Source organism: Ruegeria discodermiae (assembly GCF_030758345.1).
Taxonomy (GTDB): domain Bacteria; phylum Pseudomonadota; class Alphaproteobacteria; order Rhodobacterales; family Rhodobacteraceae; genus Ruegeria_C.
The window spans coordinates 799,471-816,330 of sequence record NZ_JAVAMO010000001.1 but is presented as its reverse complement, the minus strand read 5'-3'; the positions used below and the strand labels follow the sequence as shown (position 1 = coordinate 816,330).

15 protein-coding genes are annotated in these 16,860 nt (G+C 61.0%); 6 read left to right on the top strand and 9 right to left on the bottom strand.

The window, feature by feature from the left end; all coding sequences use genetic code 11:
* Window positions 1-8 precede the first annotated feature (8 nt).
* The 5 genes from Q5Y75_RS04060 to fabI form a co-directional block, all read right to left on the bottom strand.
* Entirely contained in the window at window positions 9-1,850 is a 1,842-nt protein-coding gene (locus Q5Y75_RS04060; RefSeq protein ID WP_306194581.1) for a peptidyl-prolyl cis-trans isomerase, read from the bottom strand.
* Between the two features lie 78 nt (window positions 1,851-1,928).
* Entirely contained in the window at window positions 1,929-3,104 is a 1,176-nt protein-coding gene (locus Q5Y75_RS04055; RefSeq protein WP_306194580.1) for an aminotransferase, read from the bottom strand.
* Between the two features lie 8 nt (window positions 3,105-3,112).
* Entirely contained in the window at window positions 3,113-3,616 is a 504-nt protein-coding gene (gpt, locus tag Q5Y75_RS04050) for a xanthine phosphoribosyltransferase (RefSeq protein WP_306194578.1), read from the bottom strand.
* Window positions 3,617-3,631: 15 nt separating this feature from the next.
* Window positions 3,632-4,234: a LysE family translocator gene (locus Q5Y75_RS04045; RefSeq protein WP_306194576.1), complete on the bottom strand. Its 603-nt coding sequence runs from the start codon at window positions 4,232-4,234 to the stop codon at window positions 3,632-3,634.
* A gap of 6 nt (window positions 4,235-4,240) precedes the next feature.
* Window positions 4,241-5,047: an enoyl-ACP reductase FabI gene (gene fabI / locus Q5Y75_RS04040; RefSeq protein ID WP_306194574.1), complete on the bottom strand. Its 807-nt coding sequence runs from the start codon at window positions 5,045-5,047 to the stop codon at window positions 4,241-4,243.
* 131 nt (window positions 5,048-5,178) lie between these two features.
* On the opposite strand from fabI, the gene pdxH reads away from it, so the two are divergent.
* The 3 genes from pdxH to Q5Y75_RS04025 all read left to right on the top strand — a co-directional run bounded on the left by pdxH (window position 5,179) and on the right by Q5Y75_RS04025 (window position 6,919).
* On the top strand, window positions 5,179-5,784 hold the full coding sequence (gene pdxH / locus Q5Y75_RS04035; RefSeq protein ID WP_306194572.1) for a pyridoxamine 5'-phosphate oxidase: 606 nt from the start codon (window positions 5,179-5,181) through the stop codon (window positions 5,782-5,784).
* A 122-nt stretch (window positions 5,785-5,906) separates the two neighbouring features.
* Window positions 5,907-6,446 (top strand): cold-shock protein, encoded by a 540-nt coding sequence (locus Q5Y75_RS04030; protein ID WP_306194570.1) that lies wholly within the window; start codon window positions 5,907-5,909, stop codon window positions 6,444-6,446.
* 35 nt (window positions 6,447-6,481) lie between these two features.
* Entirely contained in the window at window positions 6,482-6,919 is a 438-nt protein-coding gene (locus Q5Y75_RS04025) for a DUF192 domain-containing protein (RefSeq protein WP_306195693.1), read from the top strand.
* A 155-nt stretch (window positions 6,920-7,074) separates the two neighbouring features.
* Here the strand turns inward: Q5Y75_RS04025 and Q5Y75_RS04020 are convergent, their stop codons facing one another.
* Complete coding sequence (locus Q5Y75_RS04020) at window positions 7,075-7,536, bottom strand: hypothetical protein (protein ID WP_306194568.1); 462 nt, start codon at window positions 7,534-7,536, stop codon at window positions 7,075-7,077.
* Between the two features lie 534 nt (window positions 7,537-8,070).
* Between Q5Y75_RS04020 and Q5Y75_RS04015 the strand changes: the two genes are divergently transcribed.
* Complete coding sequence (locus Q5Y75_RS04015; RefSeq protein ID WP_306194567.1) at window positions 8,071-11,724, top strand: vitamin B12-dependent ribonucleotide reductase; 3,654 nt, start codon at window positions 8,071-8,073, stop codon at window positions 11,722-11,724.
* A 720-nt stretch (window positions 11,725-12,444) separates the two neighbouring features.
* Window positions 12,445-12,690: an EF-hand domain-containing protein gene (locus tag Q5Y75_RS04010; RefSeq protein WP_306194565.1), complete on the top strand. Its 246-nt coding sequence runs from the start codon at window positions 12,445-12,447 to the stop codon at window positions 12,688-12,690.
* Window positions 12,691-12,777: 87 nt separating this feature from the next.
* On the opposite strand, the gene Q5Y75_RS04005 is transcribed toward Q5Y75_RS04010, so the two are convergent.
* Window positions 12,778-14,322, bottom strand: coding sequence for a trimethylamine methyltransferase family protein (locus tag Q5Y75_RS04005; protein WP_306194563.1), 1,545 nt, complete (start codon window positions 14,320-14,322; stop codon window positions 12,778-12,780).
* A gap of 399 nt (window positions 14,323-14,721) precedes the next feature.
* Between Q5Y75_RS04005 and Q5Y75_RS04000 the strand changes: the two genes are divergently transcribed.
* Window positions 14,722-15,240 (top strand): outer membrane protein, encoded by a 519-nt coding sequence (locus Q5Y75_RS04000; RefSeq protein ID WP_306194561.1) that lies wholly within the window; start codon window positions 14,722-14,724, stop codon window positions 15,238-15,240.
* A gap of 27 nt (window positions 15,241-15,267) precedes the next feature.
* On the opposite strand, the gene Q5Y75_RS03995 is transcribed toward Q5Y75_RS04000, so the two are convergent.
* Entirely contained in the window at window positions 15,268-16,455 is a 1,188-nt protein-coding gene (locus Q5Y75_RS03995) for a pyridoxal phosphate-dependent aminotransferase (RefSeq protein ID WP_306194559.1), read from the bottom strand.
* A gap of 60 nt (window positions 16,456-16,515) precedes the next feature.
* A complete protein-coding gene (locus Q5Y75_RS03990; protein WP_306194558.1) occupies window positions 16,516-16,860 on the bottom strand; it encodes an MmcQ/YjbR family DNA-binding protein in 345 nt (114 codons plus the stop codon).

Here is a 16,860-nt window from a genome sequence, read left to right as displayed (position 1 = left end):
GCGTTGCCCTAGAAATTCGCGTGCACCGCCGTCAGCGCCTGCTGGTCCACCGTCGGGCGGCTGCGGGTCTGGGCGTCGCGCACAAATGCGTCAAAGAGGTTCTGGGCCAGGGTCTGGTCCATCTGCGCGCCCAATGCCTGGCGCATCTGGTTCAACTCGTCGGTCTCTTCCGGCGGCAACACCTCGTCCAGACGCACGATCTGCGCCTGACCGGGGCCAGAGATCACCCGCAGCTCGCCCGGCTCCATCTCAAAGACCTGGGTCATGAAGTCGGGGGGCGTGCCCTCCAGAAAGGCGGTGCGGGTCAGGCCGTTTTCGACGCGTACGGGCAGGCCAGTGGCGGTGAAATCGCCATCCGCTTCCAGCTGATCCGCCGTCGCTTGCGCCATTTCGGCAAGCGCCGCCTCGGTTTCAGCCTGCTGCCAGGCGGCGATCACGCTCTCGCGAGATTGCTCCAGCGGTTCGGGGCGCGGCTCAAGCACTTCGTCCAGACGCAGGGCAAAAAGCGAGCCGTCTTCGAGAAAGTCGATCTCGGGGAAATCGCCCTCTTGCACGTTGGACGCGGCAGCGCGGAAGCCGTCATACGCGGCCACACCGTCTGAACTCTCCTCAGTCCAGTCGATCTGGCCAACTTCCGTCCCGGCCTCATCGCGCAGCTCTTCCAGGGTGGCACCACCCGCCAGCAGATCGTTGAGGTTTTCGACCTCGCCTTCCAGCAGGCGGCGGGCGCGGGCGGCGGCCAGCTCGTCGCGCAGCTCAGACTCAACCTCTTCGAACGGGGTTTCGCGCGCCTCAAGCGTGCCGTTGATACGATAGAGCGCCGGTCCCAGATCCGAGGGCAGGGGCCCGACCACCGCGCCGATTTCGGCGGCAAAGATCCCGTCGGCGGCATCCCCCAGTTCAGCGGCGGACAGATCGCCCAGATCCACATCGACCATCGTCAGGCCGCGATCCTCGACCAGTTTTTCAAAGGTTGTGCCATTCACTTCGATCTGCGCCAGCGCCGATTGCGCGGCCTCGTCATCAGAGAAAACCAGACGCTCCACAAGACGGCGCGCAGGCTGGTTGAACTCGGCCTCGCGCGTCTCATAAAGATTGCGGATCGACTCTTCATCAACCTCGACCTCATCCAGCATCGCTTCGGGCGAGAGCAGAGCATAGGTCACGCGCTTGGTGCGGGGCAGGGTGAACTGATCGATATTGGCCTCATAATAGTCCGATATCTGTGTGTCGGTGGGGGTGCTAACCTGGGTCTGCAACTGGTCGGCCCCAAGCGTGGCGACGGTGAAGCTACGCCGCGCGCCCACATAATCGGTCATGGTCTGGGCAAAGGTGTCGGGCATCGAAACGCCCGAGACCAGCGCGCTTTGTACCAGCGTGCGGGCGGATTCCTTACGCAGATTGTCCTCGAATTCGGATTCGCTCAGGCCCGCCTGCTCAACGGCAAAGCGATAGGCTTCGCGGTCAAAGCCGCCATTCACGCCCTGAAAGGCAGGAATTTCCACGATCTCCTGCTGCAGGTTTTCGTCCCCAAGCGATACGCCCAGCTGTGCCACCTCGTGATCCAGCGCGGCCAGCGCAACCAGCCGCGACAGGGCCAGTTGATCCAGACCCAGCTCGCGCGCTTGCGCCGGGGTCAGACCTTGCCCGGTCTGTTGCTGCAACGCGCTGATTTCACGTTGTAATTCGCGGTAATATTCGTCGACGCTGATGGTCTCGTCGCCGACCGTCGCAACGGTCCGGGCAGAGCCCATCATGTCGACCGCGCCGAACCCGGCAAGACCCACCATCAGCAGACCCATCAGGATCCACACAAACGTTTTCGACATCTTCTTGGCGACTGCGGCCATGGCGCTCCCTCACCTCCGGTTCAGACCGGAATTTTGACTTGCCGCACTGTCTACGACGGGCGCTGGCGGGGGGCAAGTTCAGAAGGGCAGATTCGCCAACCGGTCGAAGAGTTTCCCGATGCCTGCGCGATCGAGATTGGCGAAAGCGATGCGCAGCTGCTTGAGGCCCGCCGGGTCGCCCTCGGGCATGAACATGGTGCCGGGCAGCAGCAGAATGCCTGACTCTTTAACAAGGCGCGGTGCGAGTTCGTCCGATGGGATGTCAAACGGGTGCTCGAAATAGGCGAAATAGGCCCCCAGCCCCAGCAGCCGCCAGCCGCGTTCTTCAAGCCGGGGCAGATTTTCGGTGATCGCGGCGCGGCGGTCGAGGATTTCATGCCGCTCACCCGCCAGCCATTGCCGCAGGTTCTGCATCCCCCAGAGCGCCGCATATTGCCCGATCTGACCGGGGCAGATGGCGACCGTGTCCAGAAATTTCTCAATCTCAGCCAGCAGCGCCGGGCTACTTGCCAGCGCGCCGACGCGGTGCCCGGTCAGGCGGTAGGCTTTCGAAAAGGAATAGAGATGCACCAGCGTCTCGTCCCATTCGGGCAGTCCCATCAACCCGTGCGGCGCGCCGTCGCGGCTGTCAAAGTCACGATAGGTCTCGTCAACCAGCAGGCGCAGGCCTGTCTCTGCGGCGAGATCATAGAAGGCGCGGACCAGATCGGCGGGGTATTCCGCACCGCCGGGGTTGTTCGGGGTGACCAGCGCGATGGCGCGAGTCTTATCAGTGATCAAGGCGCGGGCCGCATCCGGGTCTGGCAGCAACCCGTCGCCAGTGGCCAGCGGCACCGCCGTTACACCCGCCATGTCCAGCCACATTTTGTGGTTAAAATACCATGGCGTTGGCAGGATGACCTCATCCCCTTCGCCTGTGATCGCGGCGATGCTGGCGGCAAAGGCCTGATTGCAGCCCGAGGTGATAGCTACTTGTTCTGCACCGACCTGCCCGTCGTAATGCTCCGAAATCTCGCGGGCCAGTGCCGCCCGCAACGCCGGGTTGCCCAGTACGGGTCCGTAGAGATGCGCCGCGTCCTCGGTGACGGTAAATTCCGCAATCGCCTTGCGCAAGGCTTCGGGCGGCGGATCAACTGGCGCGGCCTGACTGACATTGATCAAGGGGCGTTCCGGCGGAAACTCAACGCCTTCGAGCCAGCGCCGCGCCTCCATTACAGGGGGCGCAAAGGTCGTGGCGGTGCGGGTCTGGGTCATGGGGATGCTCAATCTGTGCCGCGATAGGGCTCGACATATTGCAGGGCCATATCCCATGGGAAGAATATCCAGGTGTCCTGGCTGACCTCGGTGATGAACGTGTCCACGGTCGGGCGGCCCTGCGGCTTGGCATAGACGGTGGCAAAATGCGCCTTGGGATAGAGCGTGCGCACCAGTTCCAGGGTCTTGCCGCTATCGACCAGATCGTCAATGATCAGGATGCCCTCACCATCGCCCATCAGATCCTTGTCGGGGGACTTCAACACTTCCGCCTCGCCCTGATCCTGATGGTGGTAGGAGTGGACGCTGATCGTGTCGACGGTGCGAATGTCCAGTTCGCGGCTGACGATCATCGCCGGGGCCATGCCACCACGGGTGATCGCCACCACCGCGCGCCAGCCGCCATCATCGGGGCCTTGCCCATCCAGCCGCCAGGCCAGCGCCCGCGCGTCGCGGTGAATCTGATCCCAGCTGATGTGAAAGCCTTTTTCATGGGGCAGGCGGTCGGTCATCGGATGTTCCTCATATTAGCGGCTGAGCAGCAGACGCAGGCCGAGAAGGCCCATGATTCCCGCCGCGATCCGGTCCAGCATTGGTTTTGCGCGCAGATAGCCCTGACGGGCCCGCCCTGTCGAGAGCAGCAGGACCAGAACGCCGCCCACCAGCCACTCGACCATCAGGTGATTGAGCACGATCACCGCCTTGTCAGCCAGCGTCAGGCCGGGCGGAAAGATCACCACCAGCAGCGCGGCGGCAAAGAGTATGGATTTCGGATTGGCCAGATTGACCAGAACGCCGCCCAGAAAGGCGCGGGCAGGGGCAACTTGCATCTCCCCCAGCGGATCGCGCGCCGCGCGCCATGTCTTGCAGGCGAGATAGATCAGGTAGAGCGCACCGGCGGCCTTGAAAATCGCATAAGCCCAAGGAAAGAGACGGAACACCGCATCCAGCCCCAAGAGCGCCGTTATGGTCCAGCAGACCGCCATGCTGCCCAGCCCCAGAACCGCATAGATTCCTGTGCGCCGCCCCTGGCTAAGGGTCTGGCGCACGAAATACAGCATGGCCGGTCCGGGGCTGAGGATAGCCGCCAGCAGCGTCAGGTTGAAGGCAACCAGATGTTCCCAGCCCATTCCGGGTCAGCTCTTTTCGATATCCGGCGCGTCGACCGCCTTCATGCCGACCACGTGATAGCCCGCATCCACATGCAGGTTCTCTCCTGTCACGCCCGAGCTCAGATCGCTGAGCAGGTAGAGCGCGGAATTGCCGACATCATCGATGCTGACATTGCGGCGCAGGGGCGAGTTGTGCTCATTCCATTTCATGATGTAACGGAAATCACCGATACCGCTGGCCGCCAGTGTCTTGATCGGTCCCGCCGAGATCGAGTTGACGCGGATATTGTCCTTGCCCAGATCTTCGGAAAGATACTTCACCGACGCCTCAAGCGCGGCCTTGGCCACACCCATCACATTATAATGCGGCATCACCTGCTCGGCGCCGTAATAGGTGAGGGTGACGGCGCTGCCGCCATCGGTCATCAGTTTCTCGGCGCGCTGCATCACAGCGGTGAAAGAATAGACCGAGATATCCATGGTCAGTTTGAAATTCGCCCGGCTGGTATCGACGTAGCGACCGCGCAGCTCGTTTTTGTCAGAAAAACCAATCGCATGAACAACAAAGTCAAGCTTGCCCCAGCGCTCTGACAGCGCGTCAAACAGCGCGTCTATCGAGCTTTCGTCGCCGACATCGCAGGGCAGAACGATGTCACTGCCCAATTGCGCGGCGAGCGGATCGACTCGCTTTTTCAGCGCATCGCCCTGATAGGAAAAAGCCAATTCTGCGCCTGCCTCGGACAGCGCGCGTGCAATGCCCCATGCTATGGATTTGTCATTCGCCAGTCCCATGATGAGGCCGCGTTTTCCGGCCATCAACTGATTTGACATGTTCGGTTCTCCGCCTGTCGTTATGACCTTGTGGTTTAGGCCATTGACCTTTGGGCATCAAGTGCGACGCGTGCTTGCTGATAGGCACAACTGCGCTTAGGGTTCAAAACGGGATCGTATCGGAGAAGACAATGAGTGAGCGGGGCAGCATTTTTGCGGGGGAAGATCCCTTTGCGCTTGCGCGCCAGTGGCTGGCCGAGGCCGAAACCTCAGAACCAAATGATGCAAATGCCATCGCACTCGCTACGGTTGATTCAGACGGGCTGCCTGATGTGCGCATGGTTCTGCTGAAAGAGATCGAGCCAGCGGCTTTTGTCTTTTACACCAACTACGGGAGCGCCAAGGCCCACGAACTTGACGGTGCAGGCAAGGCCGCCTTTGTGCTACACTGGAAATCGCTGCGGCGGCAGATCCGTGTGCGGGGGGCAGTCAGCCGCGAGGATGGGCCGCTTGCGGATGAATACTATGCGTCGCGATCGCTCAAAAGCCGATTGGGGGCCTGGGCATCACGGCAGTCGCAGCCACTTGAAAGTCGCGCGGCATTGATGGCCGAGGTGGCAAAAGTGACGGCAAGGCTGGGTCCGAACCCGCCGCGACCACCGTTCTGGGGGGGCTACCGGATCATTCCCAGCCAGATAGAGTTTTGGGCCGATGGCGCGTTTCGTCTGCATGACAGGTTTGTCTGGCGGCGCGAAGGCACGGACAAAGATTGGAAGATAGAACGGCTCAACCCATGAGACGAATATGACGGTAAATGCACAAATATGTACGCTCTTTTGTTTTTTAACTTGAATCCGGAGGGTAGAATCCTGCAAATCTTAACACGAATGTTAATTCTCTCTTAACTATGGAACGCTCTGTGGCAGAAGATCTAGGCGGGATGTCCCACATACGTGGTCGGGTGAAGTGGTTCGACCCGGCCAAGGGATATGGGTTCGTCGTCTCTGACTCAGGTGGGCCGGATATTCTGCTGCACGTGAATGTGCTGCGGAATTTCGGGCAAAGCTCTGTCGCTGACGGCGCGGCGATCGAGATCATGACTCATCGCACCGACCGCGGCGTTCAGGCGGTTGAGGTGCTTTCCATCGCGCCACCCGAACGGGATGACACGCTGGTGCTGTCGGATTTCGAGCATCTCGATACCGGCATCATTCAGGAAACACCGATGGAGCCCGCGCGGGTGAAATGGTTCGACAAGGGCAAGGGGTTTGGCTTTGCCAATATCTTCGGTCGGGGCGAGGATGTATTCCTGCATATTGAAGTGCTGCGCCAGTCGGGCCTTGCCGACCTGCAACCAGGAGAGGCGATCGCCATGCGGGTGATCGACGGCAAGCGGGGCCGCATGGCGGCTGAGGTGCTGGCCTGGGAAACCGCGATTTCCACCAAGGGTGGCCAGTGACCCCGCTCAAGGCGCTGCTTGCATCCCTATCCCTCATGATGATCTCGGGGTTTTCGGCTTGGGCGGAAGCCTGCCGGGAGGATGTGGTTCAGCTGCGTAGCGACGGCTCGGAACTGCGGTTTCAGGTTGAACTCGCCGACACCCCGCAGGAACGCTCGCGCGGGTTGATGTTCCGCGAAAGCCTGCCGCCGCGCGCCGGGATGCTCTTTGTCTATGAGCAGCCTCAGCGGGCCTCCTTCTGGATGAAGAATACGCTGATCCCGCTCGACATGATCTTTGTCGATGCCACCGGAACCGTGACCCATGTGCATCATCAGGCGATTCCCGGCGATCTGACAGCGATAGATGGCGGCACAGGTGTGTTTTCCGTGTTGGAAATCAATGGTGGGCTGGCGAGGAAATATGGAATCGCGCCGGGAAGCGTGCTGCGGCACGAGGTTTTTTCCGATGGTCCGGCCGCCTGGTCCTGCTAGGGTGTTTCTCCCCAAACCTGAACGCCTGCTTCCTGCCTGACGCCCGAAGTGCCTCAACTGTGAGCCTCGCACGCAATCAATGGGGTTCCAGAGCAAACTACGCCTAAAGACAGATGAGCAGCGCGTCGCGCATGCCACACCAAGAGCAGGATGCGTTAACCGGGGTCTGCCGGCGCATCAGGGGTGATCGGGACGCCGCCCGCCATACGCAGCAGGCTGGACATCTTGCGGTTGATTCGCGGATCACCGGGCACCACGCGCTGCGCCAGCCCCTCTTTCTGCGGCACATTCAGAAACAGTTCCGCATCCACCACATATCCCGGCGCGGATTGTGAGGCGCTGAACCGGATCACCAGTTGCGGCAGGTCTTCGGGATAGCCGTCATAGGCCAAAATCGTGGCCGCAGCCTCGGGCGGGGGCAGCAACTCGCGGCACTCATAGACGTCTTTTCCTGGCCGATTGAACGTATAGGCGGGCCCGTCGCAAGCCAGTTCGAAAATGTCGAAAAGCTGTGTCGGATACTCGTTGAACCGGGCTGAGCTTTTGCCAGGCACAACATCTTGGGGTGCGCAGGCGGCCAGCAGGATCAGTAGGGCGGATATTCCGAAGTGCTTCACGTGCTGTTCCGATTTACGTTTTGTCCCGGTCTGAGACCAAGACTAGGGCAAAATGGTAACAGTTACGATGGGGATAATTTCGAAAAACGGAAGTGTTAATCTTTGTGTTCTTTGGGACGCATTCATGGGTAATGATCTGGAATTTAAGGAATAATCCTATGCCGCACCCCGTTAAGTTCGGCGGTTGGGGGTGTGGAGGAATCGTCTGCCCGCCTAACGCGGAAATTCCTTACCTGACGGTCAACAGAAAATAGTTGGCTTTTGGGGCAAAAATTCCGTTGACGATATATGACTACATACGCCAAGTTGTGTAGGCCAGCGGCGCAGCCACTAAATATGGTAGGGAATACCGAGGCAGCAAAGCGGGCGGGACAGAATACCAATTCATCATGCAACACGCGACCTGATCGCGTTTGCACCGTCAGGAATGCGGTGCCGGGGTGCTTTGTCCCGTTTTTTGGCGACCGGTCTCGGACCGGGAGGATTTGGGTCGCTGACCCGACATAAGAAATGCGGATAAACCGGGGTTGCCGAATGAAAATTGAGAGAAGATTTACCAAGGCTGGACAGGACGCCTATGCAGAGCTGGATTTCGTGTCGGCGACCTCTGAAATCCGCAACCCCGATGGCACCATCGTGTTCCGGCTGGACGATATCGAGATTCCGTCCTCCTGGAGCCAGGTCGCCAGCGACGTGATCGCGCAGAAATATTTCCGCAAGGCCGGTGTCCCCTCGGCACTGAAAAAGGTCCGTGAAAAGGATGTGCCCGAATTCCTGTGGCGCTCCGTTCCTACTGATGATGCCGAATTTGGCGGCGAGACCTCCTCCAAGCAGGTGTTTGATCGTCTTGCCGGTGCCTGGACCTATTGGGGCTGGAAGGGCGGCTATTTCTCGACCGAAGAAGACGCGCAGGCCTATTACGACGAAATGCGGTTCATGCTCGCCACTCAACGCGCAGCCCCCAACTCGCCGCAATGGTTCAACACCGGTCTGCACTGGGCCTATGGCATCGACGGCCCGGCGCAGGGGCATCACTATGTCGATCACAAGACCGGCAAGCTGACCAAGTCGAAATCGGCCTATGAGCATCCCCAGCCTCATGCCTGCTTTATCCAGTCTGTCGATGACGATCTGGTCAATGACGGCGGCATCATGGATCTCTGGGTGCGCGAGGCACGGTTGTTCAAGTACGGCTCGGGAACCGGTACCAATTTCAGCCACTTGCGCGGCGAAGGTGAACCGCTGTCGGGGGGCGGAAAGTCCTCTGGCCTGATGGGTTTTCTGAAAATCGGCGATCGTGCTGCGGGCGCGATCAAATCAGGCGGGACAACCCGTCGGGCAGCGAAGATGGTGATCGTGGATGCCGATCACCCCGATATCGAGGCGTTCATCGACTGGAAGGTCCTCGAAGAGCAAAAGGTGGCCTCGATCGTTGCCGGATCGAAGATGCACGAGAAGATGCTGAACGGCATTTTCGAGGCCATCCGCGCTTGGGACGGAGCGGAAGCCGACGCCTATGACCCCAAGGTCAATGACGGCCTGAAAGCCGCTGTGCGCGAAGCCAAAAACGTGGCCGTGCCTGAGACCTATATCAAACGCGTGCTGGATTATGCCAAGCAGGGCCATACCAGCATTGAATTCCCGACCTATGACACGGATTGGGACTCCGAGGCCTATAACTCGGTCTCGGGCCAGAACTCGAACAACTCGATTCGGGTGACCAACGCCTTCCTGACCGCGGTCGAAAAGGACGCCGATTGGGAGTTGATCAACCGCGTCGATGGCAAGGTAGCCAAGACCGTCAAGGCGCGCGATCTGTGGGAAAAGGTCGGTCATGCGGCCTGGGCCTGCGCCGATCCGGGCATTCAGTACCACGACACCGTCAATGACTGGCATACCTGCCCGACAGATGGTGAGATTCGCGGCTCAAACCCCTGTTCGGAATACATGTTCCTGGACGACACCGCCTGCAACCTGGCCTCGATGAACCTGCTGACCTTCCTCAAGGATGGCGAGTTCCAGGCCGAGGGCTACATGCACGCAACCCGCCTTTGGACCCTGACGCTGGAGGTCAGCGTGACCATGGCGCAGTTCCCGTCCAAGGAAATCGCGCAGCTGTCTTATGACTTCCGCACGCTGGGTCTGGGCTATGCCAATATTGGCGGTTTGCTGATGAACATGGGCTATTCCTATGACAGCGACGAAGGCCGGGCGCTTTGTGGCTCGCTGACCGCGATCATGACCGGCGTGGCCTATGCCACCTCGGCCGAGATCGCCGGGGAACTGGGGCCATTTGCAGGCTATGAGCGCAATGCCGAGCATATGCTGCGCGTCATCCGCAACCACCGCAACGCCGCCCATGGCGCGGTGAACGGCTATGAAAAGCTGAGCGTCAAGCCGGTGCCGATGGATCACAACAACTGTCCCGATCCGCGTCTGGTGCAACTGGCCATGACCGCCTGGGACGAGGCGCTGAGCCTTGGCGAAAAGAACGGCTATCGCAACGCGCAGGCCACTGTCATCGCGCCCACCGGCACCATCGGTCTGGTGATGGATTGTGACACCACGGGCATCGAGCCGGACTTCGCGCTGGTGAAGTTCAAGAAGCTCGCAGGCGGTGGCTATTTCAAGATCATCAACCGCTCGGTGCCCGCCTCGCTGGAAAAGCTGGGTTATTCCAGCGCCCAGATCGAGGAAATCGTGTCTTACGCGGTGGGTCACGGCACCATCGGCAACGCGCCCGGTATCAACCACACCTCGCTGGCGGGGCATGGCTTCGGGGCCAATGAACTGGCCAAGGTGGATGCGGCACTGGCCTCGGCCTTCGACATCCGCTTCGTCTTCAACCAGTGGACGCTGGGCGAGGATTTCTGCACCGGTGTACTGGGCATCCCGGCGGCCAAGCTGAACGATCCCACCTTCGACCTGCTGCGGCATCTGGGCTTCTCCAAGGCGGATATCGACGCGGCCAACGACCATGTCTGCGGAACCATGACGCTGGAAGGCGCGCCGCATCTGAGCGAAGAGCATTACGGCATCTTCGACTGCGCCAACCCCTGCGGAAAGAAGGGCAAGCGGTTCCTGTCGGTCGACAGCCACATCACCATGATGGCGGCGGCGCAAAGCTTCATCTCGGGCGCGATCTCCAAAACGATCAACATGCCCAATGACGCCACCATCGAAGATTGCCAGAAGGCCTATGAACTGAGCTGGTCGCTGGGCATCAAAGCCAACGCGCTTTATCGCGACGGCTCGAAGCTGAGCCAGCCGCTGGCGGCGGCGCTGGTCGAGGATGACGACGAGGCGGCAGAGGTGCTGGAAAGCGGCTCGACCCAGGAAAAGGCTGCTGTTCTGGCCGAGAAGATCATCGAAAAGGTGGTGGTCAAGGAGGTCGTCAAATCCCATCGCGAAAAGATGCCTGAACGCCGCAAAGGCTATACCCAGAAAGCCATCGTGGGCGGCCACAAGGTCTATCTGCGCACCGGCGAATACGAGGATGGCAATCTGGGCGAAATCTTCATCGACATGCACAAGGAAGGCGCGGGCTTCCGGGCGATGATGAACAACTTCGCCATCGCGGTCTCGGTCGGTCTGCAATATGGCGTGCCGCTGGAGGAGTTCGTCGATGCCTTCACCTTCACCAAGTTCGAACCGGCGGGCATGGTGCAGGGCAATGACAGCATCAAGAATGCCACGTCGATCCTCGACTATATCTTCCGCGAACTTGCCGTGTCTTATCTGGACCGCACCGATCTGGCCCATGTGAAACCCGAAGGCGCGAGCTTTGACGATCTGGGCCGGGGCGAGGAAGAGGGCGTGTCCAACGTCACCGAGATCAGCGAAACCGCGGCCTCGAAATCACTGGAGGTGCTGAAACAGATCAGCTCGACCGGCTATCTGCGCAAACGTCTGCCGCAGGAACTGGTGGTGCTGAACGGTGGCCAGACCATGGGCGGCGTTGCGTTGGACGGCGCGATGGACCCCGCTCAGGCGCTGAGCACGCTGGTCCCGGAAACCGGGGGCGAAACCGCGCTCAGCACCGGCATGGTCAGCATGGATGCTCGTACCAAAGCCAAGATGCAGGGCTATGAGGGCGATCCCTGCGGCGAATGCGGCAACTACACGCTGGTGCGCAACGGCACCTGCATGAAGTGCAACACCTGCGGCGCAACGAGTGGGTGTAGCTGAAGAAACTGAGGGGACCGGTGTGAATGCACCGGCCCCCGATGGATCTCCCGCAAGCGGGGGGCTTGGAAGAACCGGGTCCAACCGGGGGAGGTCGGATAGCGAAAGGAAACACGGGCGTAACAGGCGATCAATTTCAGGCGGGGAAATACAGAGTTGTCCCAAGACTTAACCTCAGAAAACCTCACAGCTCTGTGGAAAACACCCAGGCAAAGCCAAGCCACTCACGGTTGGGATCGCCAGACAACGTGTAAGAGAATCGCGCCAGAGATGGCGTGTAGGGGTGCAGGCGACAGGTTCGCCTGACCCCGACGAGCTAGGGTGGGGCGGAAGTTCGGTCCTCCCACTCTCATCCGGGGCGGGTGCGCTCGCCCCTAACGACGTTCAGGCCGCAGGCAATAAAACACGGGCGGTAAACTAGATGAGCCTGAACGGCGAAACTCAACAAGGGGGGTGCAAGCCCCCCTTCTTTTTTGTCGCAATCCCGGCGGGTTTCGGCAGAGGCTTGCCCAAATTCCCCGATGCAATTCGTCAGGTTCCGCTCAGCAAATCTCCGCTGACTTGGTCGTGCGGTCTGCCGCGCAGTCACGCGTGCGAATCCGGCGGCGAGTGGCCTGAAACAGTCGCAACTCACGCGGGTGGGTGACGGCGTTTCCCGGTTCGGTTTCTCTGTCCGTGTTCCACAAAGGAACGCGTTAAAAAACGATAATTAGGAGTGATCCAATGAAACCGACCAAAACGACCGCGCTGCTTGCGATTGCCGTGTCTCTGCCCGCGCTGGCATGGGCTGCAGGAAAGGTGGATGCAAATGGCGATGGCGTCTGGACGCTGGATGAGGTGCAGGCCGTCTTCCCCGAAATGTCCGCTGATGGGTTCAACGCGATCGACGTGAATGCCGATGGCGCGCTGGACGAGGCCGAAGTATCTGCCGCGCAGGAAGCTGGTCTGATCCCGGCGACCGAAGGCTGATCCCCACGAGAAGGGGCAGGGGCCGGTAACAACCCACCACTCCGGTCCGGCGGCGGTCGCGTATTAGCGCCCGCCGCCTTTCTTTATTCAGGCGGGCAGGTGGATGTTGAACCGCTCCCGCAGCGCCATGTCCAGCACCGGGTCCCAATGGGCCTGCGATGGCTGCGCCAGCATCATCTCTTTGCGTTCCGTGGCTTTGTCCAGCAGATCCGGCTTGCCCAGTTCCGCCCATTCCTTGGGCGAGGTGCGATCCCCCAGGGTCGGATAGACATAATCCGCCTGCATCCGCTCCAGTGTCTGACCCGTGCCCAGGTAATGCCCGGTCCCACTCAGGCAGACCTCGGCGATCTGGTCGAGCGCCAGCGTTTCCTCGGTCACTTCGATGCCGCGCACGCAGCGCAGCGCCTGACCGATCAGGTCATCACCAAGGATCAGGCTTTCATGGCAGAAGCCCAGCAGCGAGGCATGCATACCTGCGGCCTCGTAGACCATGTTCAGCCCCGACAGCCCGGCCATCACGTTGGAACACATCTGCTCCCACCCGGCCTGCATGTCGGGCAGTTTCGAATCCGAGCCACCGGCGGCGGCCCCACCGGGCAGACCATAAAACTGGTGCATCTGCGCACAGCCCGAGCTGAGCAGCGCCTGCTCGCCCGAGCCGATCGACATCGCGCCAGTGCGCAGGTCAAGGCCAAAAGGCCAGGTGCCAAATATCGCCGGGTGGCCCGGCCTGACCGCGTTGACATAGACCAGCCCGGCCAGACATTCGGCCACGGCCTGCACGATGGCCCCTGCCACCGTCGAGGGCGCGGTGGCCCCGGCCATGCCCGCGCTCAGCAGCAGGACGGGCATGCCGCCTTCGATACAGCGCTCCATTACCTCGCAGCTTTCGGTGGCGAACTTCATCGGCGGGACGACGAAACAGTTGGTATTGCTGACAAAGGGGCGTTCGCGCCACTTATCCTCACCACCCGCGATCATATGCAGCATTTCCAGCGCCGGGGCGACATAATCGGGATCGGTGAACGAGGTGCCGATATGTTTGAACGTGCCCGAGCAGCAGGCATAGATCGTGTTCAGGTCCATCTCGCGATTGTCAACGATATCGCGGCAGACCATCGGGCGCTGCACGAAGTGGATATTGTCGAGCTGGTCGCAGATTCGCGCGGCATCATGCAGGTCCTGCACCGTGGAATCGCGATATTCCCTGCCATGCACATCAACCATATGCACGGCGGCCCCGGCGGTGCCGTAGTGGACCCGCGAACCGCTGAGATCCAGATCGGTCTTGCCGTCGCGGCTGCACAGCGTGACCGCGCGATTGGCGATGGCCAGCGTATCCTCGACCAGCGCGCGGGGGAATCGCAGGCGGCCATCATCGCCCAGGATGCAGCCGGCTTTGGTGAGGTAGTCGATACCGCTTGGCGGCGCGTCGGCCAGGCCGATCTGTTCAAGCGCGTCGAGCGCTGCGCGGTGGATGCTTTCAACGCCGTCCTGTGTCAGCGGTTTCAGCGCTCCGCCTTCCATACCAGGGCGTACCGGGCGGAGGTGATCGGGCAGGGCGCTGGCACGCGCGGCCCGGCGCGCGGCGCGTCCGCCGCTGCGCGAAGAGGGTCTGGTTTGATCGTTCATGAGTCTGAAAGGTCCAAATTTGTCTGAGATGCAGGCTGTGCGAATTCGTCAGACAGCTTGGGGTCGACCGCGCGCAGCCCGCCCGCGATCGGCGCCGATGGTTCGGCTGACGAGACCAATCTTGGACAACTCGCCTTGCATTCGGACCCTCCCATTTCAGGCAAGGGTGACAGGAATACCGCCCACGTTCTGTCCTGTTTGCGACCAATAACCCGGTGGATTTGAGCGATTTTTTGCGCCTAACAGGCGAAACGTGCTATAGTGTTCACATATGTTCACATGCGGATTCGGTTCCTTGAAAGCACAATTCGGGTCAACCATATTTCAAGGGAACGCACCCATGACATGTCCGCCTATATCGGGCGACAACGGGTTTATAATTGAGATTGGAGTTCGGAGTTGAGGCAAGCCCTCCCTATATGTGTCGCTCTGACCCTCACCTGCGCTACCCCGGCGCTGGCTGAGGACTGGACCGGTGTGTATGGCGGTTTTGCGCTGGGATATACCGATGTGGATGGCCCGGGCAGTGTCGGGGGCGATGATGTCAGCTTTGGTCCGCATATCGGCTATGACCATGACTTCGGCAACTTCGTGCTGGGTGGGGAATTCGAGTATAACCGCACCAATATCGATCTGGGCGGGTCCGCCGGTGAGATTGACTATATCGGACGGCTGAAGCTACGTGGCGGATATGATTTCGGCAACGCTCTGGGCTATGTGGTGGTCGGTGCGGCGCGCGCGGAAACCTCGGGCGCGAGCGACACTGGCGCGGTCTATGGCATCGGGATCGCGGTCCCGGTGACAGACCGGCTGGAGATCGGTGGCGAGATTTTGCGCCATAATTTCAGTGATTTGAACGATCAATCCGGCGATTTCGACACCGATACGTTCAATCTGCGCACAACTTTCCGTTTCTGATCCCCGGGTGATTGCGGCGCGCGGGGCCTATTCGGCGGCGCGCTGATTTGCGAGGCCCGTCGCGAAATCGCAAATCGTGTTCAGCGCGCTCACAAAGGCCTCATCCTCCACCGTCATTGCCACGCGGATATGGCCCGCTGCGGCGACGCCAAAGCTCTCGCCGGGCATGACCGCGATGTGATGGGCATCCAGCAGGGCATAGGCGAAGTCTTCGCCGCTCATGCCGGTGGCCCGGATATCCAGCATCAGGTACATCGCCCCCTGTGCGGGAACCGGACGCAGTACGTTCTGGGCCTGCAGCACCTCCTGTGCCAGCGCGCGGCGACGGCGGAAGGGGGCGGCAACCTCATCTTCCAGCCAGAGGCCCGCATTCAGCGCGAAATTCCCGGCCGCCTGGACGAATCCCGGTACGCCATAGGTGGTGTGGGTGGCGAGGTTGATCAGATGCGCAATGGCCTCTTGTGGCCCCACGACCCAGCCGCACCGTGATCCGGTCATCGCGTGGGATTTCGACATCGAGCCAACCACCAGCGTGCGCTCGACCATACCGGGCAGGGCCCGCGGGCTGAGATGTGTGCCCTCCCAGACCTGTGTGTCATAAACCTCGTCCGAGATCAGCCACAGATCGCGATCCTGGCAGACCCCTGCGATCCCCTCCAGCGTCTCACGCGAATAGACCACGCCGGTGGGGTTGTTGGGCGAGTTGATCAGCAGCGAGGCGGCCCCTTCGGCGGCGGCATCGATATCCGCGGCACGGGGCTGGAACCCGTCCTCGGCATGGGCCTGAACCGGTTTCGAAACCGCACCCACCGCCCGGATCGTGCCGGGATAGGTGGCATAATAAGGATCGATGAACAGGCCGGTATCGCCCGGATCGCAGGTTGCGTTATGGGCCGCGAACAGTGCGGCCTGACCGCCCGGCGTGATAAGCACGTTGTCGCGCGTGGTCGCCACGCCGGTCCGGTCCTGAATGCGGGTTGCAACCGTGTCGCGCAGATCATGTTCACCGGGCACAGCGGAATAACCCGTCTTGCCCGCCCGCGCCGCGGCATCCATCGCATCAAGGATCACCGGATGGGTGCGGATGTCATGCTCGCCCTGGGTCAGTTCGGTAACGGCAACACCCGCGCGCACCATTGCGCGCGCCTTGTTGAACACATCCCAGCCGTCCGAGCCGCCGCCGGTGATATTCGTGATGCGATGAGACAGCTTCATCCCGACCTCCCTGAGTCTCAGTCCAGCGGACAGGGACAGAGGCGTGCCGATTTGTCAATCTCAGCCGCGCGGCGGCAGTGTCGCCTGCAATTTCTTGGTCAGGCTGGCGCGAACTAGGTCGTAAGAGACCTCGATCCGATGCTCTGCTTCCTCTTCGGGGGTATCCCAGCCCAGCCTGATCCAGCTGCGATGGAAATAGGGCGCGCGTTCACCCACGCCAGCCTCGATCAGCATCTGGGCGGTTTCGATATCGGGCGTCTTGACCGAAACACCGTCATTGGCGGTGCCGATACAGGCGAACATCTTGCCGCCGATCTTCCACGCATCATGCCCACCACCCCACGGGTCCGACACTTCGGCCCCCGGCAGCGCGGCGCAGATCCGATTCACACTGTCCCGTGACAT